The organism is Pantoea sp. SGAir0184 (assembly GCF_043544755.1).
The window spans coordinates 3,949,130-3,961,929 of sequence record NZ_CP028050.1; the positions used below are offsets into that span (position 1 = coordinate 3,949,130).

The 12,800-nt window shown below is 58.3% G+C and carries 9 protein-coding genes and 1 rRNA gene; 2 read left to right on the forward strand and 8 right to left on the reverse strand.

The window, feature by feature from the left end:
• Positions 1 to 10 precede the first annotated feature (10 nt).
• The 5 genes from C1N60_RS18675 to pepQ all read right to left on the reverse strand — a co-directional run bounded on the left by C1N60_RS18675 (position 11) and on the right by pepQ (position 5,942).
• Positions 11 to 1,552: ribosomal RNA gene (locus C1N60_RS18675) — 16S ribosomal RNA — on the reverse strand.
• A gap of 396 nt (positions 1,553 to 1,948) precedes the next feature.
• Positions 1,949 to 2,497 (reverse strand): menaquinone-dependent protoporphyrinogen IX dehydrogenase, encoded by a 549-nt coding sequence (hemG, locus tag C1N60_RS18680; protein ID WP_058781596.1) that lies wholly within the window; start codon positions 2,495 to 2,497, stop codon positions 1,949 to 1,951.
• A 17-nt stretch (positions 2,498 to 2,514) separates the two neighbouring features.
• Positions 2,515 to 3,966: a Trk system potassium transporter TrkH gene (trkH, locus tag C1N60_RS18685; RefSeq protein ID WP_021506935.1), complete on the reverse strand. Its 1,452-nt coding sequence runs from the start codon at positions 3,964 to 3,966 to the stop codon at positions 2,515 to 2,517.
• A gap of 27 nt (positions 3,967 to 3,993) precedes the next feature.
• Complete coding sequence (locus C1N60_RS18690) at positions 3,994 to 4,611, reverse strand: IMPACT family protein (protein WP_394521181.1); 618 nt, start codon at positions 4,609 to 4,611, stop codon at positions 3,994 to 3,996.
• Positions 4,611 to 5,942 (reverse strand): Xaa-Pro dipeptidase, encoded by a 1,332-nt coding sequence (gene pepQ, locus C1N60_RS18695; protein ID WP_058758128.1) that lies wholly within the window; start codon positions 5,940 to 5,942, stop codon positions 4,611 to 4,613. Before pepQ ends, C1N60_RS18690 begins: the two co-directional genes overlap by 1 nt.
• A gap of 185 nt (positions 5,943 to 6,127) precedes the next feature.
• Here pepQ and fadB point away from each other — a divergent pair, with 185 nt between their 5' ends.
• Positions 6,128 to 8,311, forward strand: a complete 2,184-nt coding sequence (gene fadB / locus C1N60_RS18700) for a fatty acid oxidation complex subunit alpha FadB (protein WP_394521182.1) — start codon at positions 6,128 to 6,130, stop codon at positions 8,309 to 8,311.
• A 10-nt stretch (positions 8,312 to 8,321) separates the two neighbouring features.
• Positions 8,322 to 9,485: an acetyl-CoA C-acyltransferase FadA gene (gene fadA / locus C1N60_RS18705; protein ID WP_141497098.1), complete on the forward strand. Its 1,164-nt coding sequence runs from the start codon at positions 8,322 to 8,324 to the stop codon at positions 9,483 to 9,485.
• Between the two features lie 88 nt (positions 9,486 to 9,573).
• On the opposite strand, the gene fre is transcribed toward fadA, so the two are convergent.
• The 3 genes from fre to pepE form a co-directional block, all read right to left on the reverse strand.
• Complete coding sequence (gene fre / locus C1N60_RS18710; protein WP_021506940.1) at positions 9,574 to 10,275, reverse strand: NAD(P)H-flavin reductase; 702 nt, start codon at positions 10,273 to 10,275, stop codon at positions 9,574 to 9,576.
• 31 nt (positions 10,276 to 10,306) lie between these two features.
• Positions 10,307 to 11,791 (reverse strand): 4-hydroxy-3-polyprenylbenzoate decarboxylase, encoded by a 1,485-nt coding sequence (ubiD, locus tag C1N60_RS18715; protein WP_021506941.1) that lies wholly within the window; start codon positions 11,789 to 11,791, stop codon positions 10,307 to 10,309.
• Positions 11,792 to 11,864: 73 nt separating this feature from the next.
• On the reverse strand, positions 11,865 to 12,596 hold the full coding sequence (gene pepE / locus C1N60_RS18720) for a dipeptidase PepE (protein WP_058758126.1): 732 nt from the start codon (positions 12,594 to 12,596) through the stop codon (positions 11,865 to 11,867).
• Positions 12,597 to 12,800 lie beyond the last annotated feature (204 nt).

Sequence of the window (12,800 nt, forward strand, 5' to 3'; positions counted from 1 at the left end):
TATCTTCAGGTAAGGAGGTGATCCAACCGCAGGTTCCCCTACGGTTACCTTGTTACGACTTCACCCCAGTCATGAATCACAAAGTGGTAAGCGCCCTCCCGAAGGTTAAGCTACCTACTTCTTTTGCAACCCACTCCCATGGTGTGACGGGCGGTGTGTACAAGGCCCGGGAACGTATTCACCGTAGCATTCTGATCTACGATTACTAGCGATTCCGACTTCATGGAGTCGAGTTGCAGACTCCAATCCGGACTACGACGCACTTTATGAGGTCCGCTTGCTCTCGCGAGGTCGCTTCTCTTTGTATGCGCCATTGTAGCACGTGTGTAGCCCTGGCCGTAAGGGCCATGATGACTTGACGTCATCCCCACCTTCCTCCGGTTTATCACCGGCAGTCTCCTTTGAGTTCCCGGCCGAACCGCTGGCAACAAAGGATAAGGGTTGCGCTCGTTGCGGGACTTAACCCAACATTTCACAACACGAGCTGACGACAGCCATGCAGCACCTGTCTCAGAGTTCCCGAAGGCACCAAAGCATCTCTGCTAAGTTCTCTGGATGTCAAGGCCAGGTAAGGTTCTTCGCGTTGCATCGAATTAAACCACATGCTCCACCGCTTGTGCGGGCCCCCGTCAATTCATTTGAGTTTTAACCTTGCGGCCGTACTCCCCAGGCGGTCGACTTAACGCGTTAGCTCCGGAAGCCACGCCTCAAGGGCACAACCTCCAAGTCGACATCGTTTACGGCGTGGACTACCAGGGTATCTAATCCTGTTTGCTCCCCACGCTTTCGCACCTGAGCGTCAGTCTTCGTCCAGGGGGCCGCCTTCGCCACCGGTATTCCTCCAGATCTCTACGCATTTCACCGCTACACCTGGAATTCTACCCCCCTCTACGAGACTCAAGCCTGCCAGTTTCAAATGCAGTTCCCAGGTTAAGCCCGGGGATTTCACATCTGACTTAACAGACCGCCTGCGTGCGCTTTACGCCCAGTAATTCCGATTAACGCTTGCACCCTCCGTATTACCGCGGCTGCTGGCACGGAGTTAGCCGGTGCTTCTTCTGCGGGTAACGTCAATCGGCGAGGTTATTAACCTCACCGCCTTCCTCCCCGCTGAAAGTACTTTACAACCCGAAGGCCTTCTTCATACACGCGGCATGGCTGCATCAGGCTTGCGCCCATTGTGCAATATTCCCCACTGCTGCCTCCCGTAGGAGTCTGGACCGTGTCTCAGTTCCAGTGTGGCTGGTCATCCTCTCAGACCAGCTAGGGATCGTCGCCTAGGTGAGCCATTACCCCACCTACTAGCTAATCCCATCTGGGCACATCCGATGGTGTGAGGCCCGAAGGTCCCCCACTTTGGTCTCGCGACGTTATGCGGTATTAGCTACCGTTTCCAGTAGTTATCCCCCTCCATCGGGCAGTTTCCCAGACATTACTCACCCGTCCGCCACTCGCCACCCAAAGAGCAAGCTCTTCTGTGCTGCCGTTCGACTTGCATGTGTTAGGCCTGCCGCCAGCGTTCAATCTGAGCCATGATCAAACTCTTCAATTTAAAGTTTGATTTGCTGCAACGAGTGCAGCGATGCTCTGTGAATTAAACTTCGTAATGAATTACGTGTTCACTCAGCAAAGACTTGATATTTTTTAAAGCCCGTAGGCTTGTGATATCAATCCTGCGAGTGCCCACACAGATTGTCTGATAAATTGTTAAAGAGCGGTGCGACGCGGCGTTCGGCCTGCTGTCGCGAGGTGGCGTATATTACGCTTTCCTCCTTCAGAGTCAAACACTTTTTTCAGCGTTTTTCTCCGGCGGGGTGAATCGCTTCACGCCCTGCTGAGCCGTCTGCGTTGCCGCTTTGCCGTCTCAGTGGTGGCGCATTATAGGGAGTTAATTCTGGCTGACAAGGGTTTATTGCAAAAAAATGATCGTTCGGCCTAAATTTCACCACTACGCGTTATTTTGCGGCAATTTGCCTGGTAACTGTGCGAAATCCTGGGCAAAACGCGTGACTTTCTCCCAGTCGGTGTATTCAACTTCCTTCGATGTATCCGTTTCGCCGCCGGTCATACGCATAATGAACTGAATCATGATGCGATCGAACCAGCGATAGCGTGGATAGCGCAGCGCACCGGCAAACACCGCACAGCGATCCGGTTGCCACGGTGACTGCGCCAGGAACTTACGCGTATAGGCATTGGTTTCCGGCGTGCACTTATCAGCTTTGCGCGCAGTAAGATTGACGCTGAAAAAGCCGCTGACGCGCTGCTGCAGTGCCGCCTTATGTTGCGTGACGAATTTCATCAGCTCGGGCTGGAAGTGACCATAGCGAATCGAGGCGCCAATCAGCACGCGATCATACTGTGCCCACTCCACCTGCGGTGCCTGCGCCAGATCCAGCACATCACACAACTGCTGCGGTGTCAGCGTGCGGGCAATACGCGCCGCGATTTCACGGGTTTGCCCGTCACGGCTGGAATAAAGAATTAACGCTTTCATCACTCATTCCTGTTTTATTATTCGCGCCAGAAGGTGGGCGTGAACAGCACCAGCAGCGTGAACACTTCAAGGCGTCCAAACAGCATGGTGGAGATTAAAATCCACTTGGCGACATCATTCATCGACGTGAAGTTATCTGCCACCACACCCAGCCCCGGGCCAAGGTTGTTCAGCGTTGCCGCCACCGCGGCGAAGGCCGAGAAGTCATCCACACCGGTGGCGATAATCGCCAGCATGCTGACCAGAAACACCAGCGCGTAAGCCGAGAAAAAGCCCCACACCGCTTCGAGAATACGTTCCGGCAGCGCACGGTTGCCCAGCTTAATGGTATAGACCGCATTGGGATGCACCAGGCGTTTCAGTTCGCGCGACCCCTGCTTGCACAGCAGCAGAATGCGAATCACCTTCAGGCCACCGCCGGTCGAACCCGCCATACCGCCGATAAAGGCTGAACACAGCAGCAGCACCGGCAGGAACAGCGGCCAGCGCGCAATACTGTCGGTGGTAAAGCCCGCCGTCGTCGCCATCGATACCACCTGGAAAAACGCCTGATTGAGGGTTTGCCAGCCGCTGGAATAGACATTATGGAACCACAGCACCAGGGTACAAATCAGCACCAGCGTCAGCTGCACGCCAATGAACATGCGGAATTCCGGGTCGCGCCAGTAGACTTTCAGGTTTCGCCCGCTGAGCAATGAGAAGTGCAGGCCGTAGTTACAGCCGGAGATCAGCAGGAAAATCGCCACGATGGTATTAATGGTCGGGCTATTGAAGTAGCCGATGCTGGCATCATGGGTAGAAAAACCGCCGATGGCGATGGTCGAGAAGCTGTGACCGATGGCATCAAACATCGGCATGCCCGCCAGCCACAGCGCCAGCGCACAGGCCACCGTTAGCAGCACATAAATCAGCCACAGGGTTTTCGCCGTTTCGGCAATGCGCGGGCGCATTTTGTTATCTTTCAGCGGTCCCGGCATCTCGGCGCGGTACAGCTGCATACCGCCGACGCCGAGAATCGGCAGAATGGCCACCGCCAGCACGATGATCCCCATACCGCCGAGCCACTGCAGCATCTGACGATAGAACAGAATCGCTTTGGGCAGCGAGTCGAGCCCTACTAACGTGGTGGCACCGGTGGTGGTTAAGCCAGAGAAGGATTCGAAGAAGGCGTCGGTCACCGACAGATGTGGCTGCTCGGCGAAGATAAACGGCATTGCCCCCACGCTGCCCAGCACGGTCCAGAACAGCACTACAATCAGAAAGCCTTCACGCGGTTTCAGCTCACTTTTTTGTTTGCGGTTGGGCCACCACAGCAGCGAACCGATGACAATCGCCATCATAAACGTCTGACTGAACGCGCGCCCGGCACCGTCGCGATAAATCAGGGCCACTAAGCCAGGCAGGATCATGGTTACCGAGAACAGAATCACCAGCAGGCCCACGATGCGGGTAATGGCGCGAAAATGCATTCAGCCGTTTCCTTTAAACAGATGCGGTTAGTTGTCCAGCGGGATCAGCGCCAAAGCGCCCCGGCTGTAATCAGAAAGGTTTTGCCTGAAGCCATCAATCTGCGGATGGGGCAACGCCAGACGTAGCGTAATGCGATCCTGATAATGGCTCTGTTCAATGCTACCCTCAAAACGCTGCAGCAGGCGCTCTATATCGCTCAGTTGCGCATAGTCACACTGCAGGGTGAAACATTGCATCAGCACTTTGCGCTGGCGCGCCAGCAGCTTCAGCCCCTGCTGCACGCCGCCACCGTAGGCTTTCACCAGCCCGCCGGTGCCCAGCATGATACCGCCATAATAGCGCACCACCACGGCGGTGATCTCGCCCACGCCGCTGCCCATCAGCTGCGCCAGCATCGGCTTACCGGCCGTGCCGGAGGGTTCGCCATCGTCAGAAAACCCCAGCTGTTGTGAATCATCGGGCGCGCCCGCCACCCAGGCCCAGCAGTGATGCCGCGCGGTCGGGTGTTCGTGCTTTACCTGCTGCACAAAGGCGCGCGCAGCGGCCACCCCATCGGTATGCGCCAGCAGGGTAATAAAGCGGCTCTTTTTGATGGTCTCCTCGCTGAGACTGACGGCCTCAGCGGGAATGTCGTAAGCGTCCATCAGGCCAGATGCAAGTCACGCGTCATGTTTTCGATGCGGCTGGCGTGAATCACCACATTATCCTCGATACGAATGCCCCCGTACGGCTTCAGGGCATCAATCGCCTGCCAGTCAAAGTGCTGACTGAACTTACCGCTGCGCAGCGGCGCCAGCAGTGAATCGATAATATAGAAGCCCGGTTCAATGGTCAGCACCATGCCCGGCTGCAGCACCCGCGTACAGCGCAGATAAGGATACTGCGATGGCGCCGCCAGATGCGTGCCGCTGTCGTCCTGCATAAACCCGGCAACGTCGTGCACCTGCAGGCCGAGCGGATGGCCGAGGCCGTGCGGCATAAACGGCCCGGTGAGATTTTCCGCCACCAGCGTCTCTTCGCTCAGCCCCTGCACCAGTTCAAACTTCAGCAGCAGACGCGCGATGCGCTGATGCATTTGCAGATGGTAATCGGTATAGCGCACGCCGGCTTTCAGCGTAGCGATCAGCGCCAGCTCTTCTTTATTCATCGCAGCAACCATTTCCGCGTAGCGCGTTTTGCTCTGCGCCGCGTAACTGCGCGTCAGGTCTGCCGCATAGCCAAGATACTCTGCGCCGGCATCTATCAGGAAGCTGTGACGTTTCGCCGGCGGCTGGTGATCAAGCCGGGTGTAGTGCAGCACCGCAGCATGTTCATTCAGCGCGATGATATTGCCATACGGTACATCAATGTCACGGTGGCCGGTGGCGGTCAGATAGGCAAGATTGATATCAAACTCGCTCATGCCGGAGAAGAACGCCTCTTTCGCTGCGCGATGGCCTGCCACCGCCAGCTTCTGCGCTTCGCGCATACAGGCCAGCTCGTAATCGGTTTTGATGCTGCGATGATAATGCAGGAAGTCGATGACGCCCTGGGGATTGATCCCCTCGCTGCGGATGCCCAGCTGGGTGGCGCGGGACGGTACCGGCCCGATATAGGCCACATTGTCGCGCTGTGCCGGCAACAGCTGAGCGATATCGTCAGCGTTTTTCAGGCCGATGACCTCGACATCCTGGGTCCAGAAGCTGTCCGGCAGTGGCTCGACGTTGTGCCAGTAATCGACTGGCGAGTAGAACCACAGTTTGGGTTTATTCACGCCATCGATCCACAGCCAGCAGTTGGGCACCTGGGTCACTGGCACCCAGGCTTTAAACTGGGGATTCACCTTAAACGGATAGTCATGATCGTCAAGAAATACGGTCAGCAACTCGCCTGAATGAATCAGCATGGCGTCCAGCTTAAAGCGCGCCAGCACCTGTTGCGCACGCTGCTGCAGCGTTGAGATATGCGCGTGATACAGGGTTTTCAGTGAATCCATGGACTTGTCTCCGATGTCGCGAAAGTGGCGGCAGTGTAGCACAGCCGCGCGGGGGATGCCGTGCTGCGCGCGCTGTGATCGCCGTATCAAATAAGCAAACTCTCGTTTGCAAAAAATTAACATGACACCCACACTCCTGATCATCTGGTATGACCAGATCATCTTTCGCGTTTCAGGAGACGGACATGCTCTACCAAGGCGATACCCTTTCAGTGCACTGGCTTGACGATGGCATCGCCGAGCTGGTTTTTGATGCGCCCGGTTCGGTGAACAAACTTGATACCAAAACTGTCGCCGCCTTAGGCGAGGCGCTGAGCGTACTGGAGCAGCAAAGCACGCTGCGCGGCCTGCTGCTCTCTTCCGCCAAACCGGCGTTTATTGTCGGGGCGGATATCACAGAATTCCTGTCGCTGTTTGATGCGCCCGCTGAGCAGCTCAGCCAGTGGCTGACATTCGCCAACAGCATCTTTAATCGTCTGGAAGATTTGCCGGTGCCGACCATCGCCGCCATTGACGGCTACGCACTGGGCGGAGGCTGCGAGTGTGTGCTGGCGACCGACTTCCGCGTGGCCACGCCCACCGCGCGCATTGGCCTGCCGGAAACCAAACTTGGCATTATGCCGGGCTTCGGCGGCAGCGTGCGTCTGCCGCGCCTGCTCGGTGCCGACAGCGCGCTGGAGATCATCGCCGCCGGCAAAGATATTGATGGCCCGGGCGCGCTGAAGCTCGGTCTGGTGGATGCGGTGGTCAGCAGCGAGAAGCTGCGCAGCGCGGCGCTGACCATGCTGCAGGATGCCATAGCCCAGGGAAGCTGGCAGGCGCGTCGTGCGCCGAAGCTGGCACCGCTTAAGCTCAGTCCGATTGAAGCCGCGATGAGTTTTACCCTCGCCAAAAGCATGGTGCAGCAAACCGCCGGTAAACACTATCCAGCGCCGATCGCCGCGGTGCGAACCATCGAAGCGGCAGCGGGCTTAGGTCGTGATGATGCGCTGAAGCTGGAAACCGCTGCCTTTGTGCCGCTGGCGCAGAGCGATGTGGCACGCGCGCTGGTCGGCATCTTCCTTAATGACCAGTACGTAAAAGGCCTGGCGAAGAAACACAGCAGCGCGGCCGGCACGCCAGAGCAGGCGGCGGTACTGGGCGCAGGCATCATGGGCGGCGGGATCGCCTGGCAGTCGGCCTGGAAAGGCGTGCCGGTGAAGATGAAAGACATTAATCCGCAGGCGCTGACGCTGGGCATGAATGAAGCCAGCAAGCTGCTTAACAAGCAGCTGGAGCGCGGCAAAATTGACGGTACCAGGCTGGCGAGCGTGCTGGCGAGCATTCAGCCGACGCTGGATTATAGCGGCTTTGATCGCGCCGATGTGGTGGTCGAAGCGGTGGTCGAGAACCCGCAAATCAAAGCCAAAGTGCTGGCTGAAACCGAGCAGCAGCTGCGGGATGATGCCGTGCTGGCCTCGAATACCTCCACCATTCCAATCAGCCAGCTGGCGCAGGCGCTGCAGCGTCCGCAAAATTTCTGCGGCATGCACTTCTTCAATCCGGTGCCGCGTATGCCGCTGGTCGAAGTGATTCGCGGTGCGCAAACTTCTGAAGCCACCATCAGCAAAGTGGTGGCGTGGGCCAGCAAGATGGGCAAAACGCCGATTGTGGTGAATGACTGTCCCGGCTTCTTTGTGAACCGCGTGCTGTTCCCCTACTTTGCCGCCTTCAGCCTGCTACTGCGCGACGGCGCGGACTTCCGCCAGATCGATAAAGTGATGGAGAAGCAGTTTGGCTGGCCAATGGGGCCGGCGTGGCTGCTGGACGTGGTGGGTATTGATACCGCGCATCATGCGCAACAGGTGATGGCGCAGGGCTTCCCGTCGCGGATGCAGAAAGATTACCGCGATGCCATTGATGTGCTGTTTGAAGCCAAACGCTACGGCCAGAAAAATGGCCAGGGCTTTTACCGCTGGGAACAGGATAAAAAAGGCAAAGCGCAGAAGCGCGCCGATGTAGAGGTCGATGCGCTGCTGGAGCCGGTATGTGAACCGAAGCGAGTATTCAGCGATGAAGAGATCGCCAACCGCATGATGCTGCCGATGCTCAACGAAGTGGTGCGCTGCCTCGAAGAAAACATCATCGCTTCCCCCGCCGAGGCGGATATGGCGCTGGTGTATGGCTTAGGCTTCCCGCCGTTCCGCGGTGGCGCGTTCCGCTATATGGACACGCTGGGCATCAGCAATGTCGTCGATCAGGCTAAACGCTACCTCGCGCTCGGCCCGCTGTACGCGCTGCCTGAGCTGCTGGTTCAGAAAGCCCACCAGCATCAGAGCTGGTATCCCGTCGCTCAACCGATTGACGCAGCGGCGCTGCAAACTGCCTGAGGTAATGAACATGGAAAACGTAGTGATTGTTGATGCCGTGCGCACGCCGATGGGCCGTTCCAAAGGCGGCGCCTTTCGCCAGGTGCGCGCCGAGGATCTCTCCGCCCATCTGATGCGCGAACTCCTCAGCCGCAATCCGGCCGTCGATGCCGCCGCGCTGGATGACATTATCTGGGGCTGCGTGCAGCAGACGCTGGAACAGGGCTTTAATATCGCCCGCAACGCCGCGCTGCTGGCGGAGATCCCGCATCGCGTGCCGGCCAGCACCGTCAATCGCCTGTGCGGCTCGTCCATGCAGGCGCTGCACGATGCGGCGCGCGCGATTATGGTCGGCGATGCCCACAGCTGTATTATTGGCGGCGTGGAACATATGGGCCACGTACCGATGAACCACGGCGTTGATTTTCATCCCGGCCTGGGGCGCACCGTGGCGAAAGCGGCGGGCATGATGGGGCTGACCGCCGAGATGCTGGCGCGCATGCACCACATCAGCCGTGAACAGCAGGATGCCTTCGCGCTGCGTTCACACCAGCGCGCTGCGGCCGCCACTCAGCGCGGTGATTTCAAACGCGAAATCGTCCCGACCTATGGCCACGATGCCGATGGCGTGCTGAAACGCTATGACAGTGATGAAGTAATTCGCGAGGACACCAGTCTTGAAGGCTTAGCCGCGCTGCGTCCGGCGTTCGATCCGGTCAACGGCACGGTTACCGCCGGCAGTTCGTCGGCGCTGTCCGACGGCGCGGCCGCCATGCTGATCATGAGCGAAAGCCGCGCGCGCGAACTGGGGCTGTCGCCGCGCGCACGCATCCGCAGCATGGCGGTGGTTGGCTGCGATCCGTCGATCATGGGTTACGGCCCGGTACCGGCCAGTAAGCTGGCGCTGAAGCGCGCCGGGCTGAGCGTGCAGGATATCGATCTGTTCGAGCTCAATGAAGCCTTCGCCGCGCAGACGCTGCCGTGCCTGAAAGATTTAGGGCTGCTGGAGCAGCTGGATGAGAAAGTGAACCTTAACGGCGGCGCAATCGCACTCGGGCATCCGCTGGGATGTTCCGGCGCGCGTATCAGCACGACGTTGCTGAATCTGATGGAGCGTCGCGATGCACAGTTTGGTCTGGCAACCATGTGCATTGGCTTAGGCCAGGGCATCGCGACGGTATTCGAACGGGTTTAATACGTTGACCACTACACTTGCACGTGTTCCCGCCCAACCGGGCGGGCTTTTTTTTGCAGCGGCACGTACATGCGCACCGTGTCACGCATCAGATAAAGGCAAACGCATCGCCATACATCTGCGCTTCTAACGCACCACGTTCGGCACAGAAGCGCTCGCGGGCAATTTTTGCCATCTCAAACCGGCCGGCAATGTAGATGTCGTGTCCACTCAGGCTGGCATAGTCCTGCATCACCGCGGTCAGCACCGTGCCGCTGCGCCCCTGCCAGTCCTCCGCTGGCTGCTCCACCACCGGAATCACTTTCAGGTTCGGATGCTTCACCGCCAGCGCATTGAGCTCATCCAGATCGTACAGATGTCTCAGCTCGCGGCCGCCCCAGTAGATAGCGATATCGCGATCCGGCTGCTGCGCCAGCGCGGTCAGCAAAATCGAACGCGCATAGGAGAAGCCAGTGCCGCCGGCAATCAGCACAATCGGCCGCGCGCTGTCTTCACGCAGCCAGGCGTCGCCGTGTGGCATATCTACGGTGATCTGCCGATCATTTTTGATGCGATCCATCACCGCCATGGCGTACAGGTTCAGCTCTGAGGCACCAATGTGCAGCTCAATGATGTCCTTTTCCATTGGCGTCGATGCCAGCGAAAACGGGCGCTTGTCGCGCTCATCCATCACCACCATCAGATACTGGCCGGCGCGGAAGCTAAAATCCGCCGCCGGAATTAACCGCACGCGGTAAACCGTGTCCGTAATTGCTTCAACCGAAGTCACTTTGCAGCTTAACGTCGTCATAGGTGCCCTTTTTTATGGTTCTCAGCCGCCATCAGCGCTGCGGCGGCTCGGCAAAGATCGCTAACTCATCCCAGATTGCATCAATACGCGCCGTAACCGCAGGATCTTTCACAATCGGCGTCCCCCATTCACGCTGGGTTTCACCCGGCCACTTGTTGGTGGCATCCAGTCCCATCTTCGAGCCAAGTCCGGAAACCGGCGAAGCGAAGTCGAGATAGTCAATTGGCGTGTTTTCTACCAGTACCGTATCGCGCGCCGGATCCATCCGCGTGGTGATGGCCCAAATCACGTCGTTCCAGTCACGCGCGTTGACGTCATCGTCACACACAATCACAAACTTGGTGTACATAAACTGGCGCAGGAACGACCACACGCCGAACATCACGCGCTTGGCGTGACCGGCATACTGTTTTTTAATCGTCACTACCGCGAGGCGATAAGAGCAGCCTTCCGGCGGCAGATAGAAATCCACAATCTCCGGAAACTGTTTGATCAGAATCGGCACCAGCACTTCGTTCAGCGCCACGCCCAGTACCGCGGGCTCATCCGGCGGACGGCCGGTATAGGTGGAGTGGTAAATCGGGTTGCGCCGCTGGGTCACGTGCGTCACGGTAAATACCGGGAAGCTGTCTACTTCATTGTAGTAGCCGGTGTGATCGCCGTACGGCCCTTCCGGCGCCATGTCACCCGGTTCGATGTAGCCTTCCAGCACGATTTCGGCGCTGGCCGGCACTTCCAGATCGTTCGAGACGCACTTCACCACCTCGGTTTTGTTGCCGCGCAGCAGACCGGCAAACGCATATTCCGATAGCGTATCCGGCACCGGCGTCACCGCACCAAGAATGGTGGCCGGATCGGCGCCCAGCGCTACCGCCACCGGGAAGCGTTCACCGGGATGCGCTTTGCACCACTCCTGGAAATCCAGCGCGCCACCGCGATGCGACAGCCAGCGCATGATCACACGGTTTTTACCAATCACCTGCTGACGATAAATGCCGAGATTCTGCCGCTCTTTATGCGGTCCACGCGAGACGGTTAAACCCCAGGTGATCAGTGGGGCCGCATCGCCCGGCCAGCATTTCATGACCGGGATGCGTGCCAGGTCGACCTCGTCACCGCTGAAAATCTCTTCCTGACACGGCGCATTACGCAGCCGTTTGGTCGGCATGTTCAGCACCTGTTTGAACTGCGGCATCTTATCGAACAGATCGCGGAACCCCTTAGGCGGCTCCGGCTCTTTCAGAAACGCCAGCAGCTTACCCACCTCGCGCAGCGCGCTGACCTCTTCCTGGCCCATACCCATGGCTACGCGCTTCGGCGTGCCAAACAGGTTGCATAGCACCGGCATGCTGTAGCCCTTCGGGTTTTCGAACAGCAGCGCCGGGCCACCGGCCCGCAGCGTGCGGTCGGCGATTTCGGTCATCTCGAGGACAGGATCGATCTCCTGAGTGATGCGCTTTAACTCGCCCCGCTGTTCCAGCAGCGCGAGAAAGTCTCGTAAATCCTGATATTTCATGCGGCGTTAGTCTTCCGGCCAGAGTGAAGCGTCATTATAAGTTTGTTCACGCCAGCGTGTTTGAGTTTCTGCGTCAGGCGGGCTGACAGGAAAACGGCACCAGCGACTGCAGGGCCAGCACATCGTGATAAGCGGCAATCGCTTCACCGTGACGGAACACTTTGAAATCTTCACCGCGCGCGCTGTAGTAGCGCAGACGGTTCTCACTGACGTGCAGGAAGCTGGCTTCACGCAGCGCAATCACCGACTCCTGCGGATTCACCGCGCAGAACTCGGCCAGACGCTCATCACGGGTTTCGCCCATATGGCCGCTGACGTGCGCATCAAGATAGTGAGGATTGATTTGCACCGGGAACAGCCCCAGCGCAGGCAGCACCACGCTGCTGCGTACCGGCATATCATTGGTGGTGCGAATCGACGGCGTCGCCACGTTGCAGCCCGCGCTCCAGCCAACGTAAGGGACGTCGCGCTCGCGCACTGCGCGCTGAATCGCCACGATCAGCCCCTGCTCGTGCAGCATCTGGTTCAGCAGCCAGGTATTGCCGCCGCTCACCAGAATCAGCTCCGCCTGCTCAATGGCCGCAACCGGTGTCTCGAACTCGTGTACCGTGCGCACCGGAATGCCCAGTGACTGAGACAACGCCTGCGCACGCTGGGCGTGATCGTCACGAATAATGGCGTAGGGCACCAGCACCGCCGAGGTGATGCCGCGCTGGGCAATCATCGCGTGCAGCTGCGGATGCGCATAGCTCAGCAGCGGCGCATCGTCGGCCACTTTGCCATTGCTCAGTAAAAACAGTTCCATCAGCCCGTCCTTTTTCTTCGTCTAATGGGTTGGCAGTCTGATACAGATGATCGCCAGACGTCAATTTTCTTGCTGAAAAGCGTTAGTTCGCCGCACCAATCGGATAATTCGTAGAGATTTTTCTTGTGTGACCGGGTTTCCGGCCGCCGATGCGCTATAACTCTGACAACAGGTTTGTTATTCTTAGCGTCCATTATTTGGGAG

Coding starts and splice junctions, on each gene's coding strand:
- hemG (WP_058781596.1), bottom strand. CDS start 2,497: ATGAAAGCGTTAATTCTTTATTCCAGCCGTGACGGGCAAACCCGTGAA.
- trkH (WP_021506935.1), bottom strand. CDS start 3,966: ATGCATTTTCGCGCCATTACCCGCATCGTGGGCCTGCTGGTGATTCTG.
- C1N60_RS18690 (WP_394521181.1), bottom strand. CDS start 4,611: ATGGACGCTTACGACATTCCCGCTGAGGCCGTCAGTCTCAGCGAGGAG.
- pepQ (WP_058758128.1), bottom strand. CDS start 5,942: ATGGATTCACTGAAAACCCTGTATCACGCGCATATCTCAACGCTGCAG.
- fadB (WP_394521182.1), top strand. CDS start 6,128: ATGCTCTACCAAGGCGATACCCTTTCAGTGCACTGGCTTGACGATGGC.
- fadA (WP_141497098.1), top strand. CDS start 8,322: ATGGAAAACGTAGTGATTGTTGATGCCGTGCGCACGCCGATGGGCCGT.
- fre (WP_021506940.1), bottom strand. CDS start 10,275: ATGACGACGTTAAGCTGCAAAGTGACTTCGGTTGAAGCAATTACGGAC.
- ubiD (WP_021506941.1), bottom strand. CDS start 11,791: ATGAAATATCAGGATTTACGAGACTTTCTCGCGCTGCTGGAACAGCGG.
- pepE (WP_058758126.1), bottom strand. CDS start 12,596: ATGGAACTGTTTTTACTGAGCAATGGCAAAGTGGCCGACGATGCGCCG.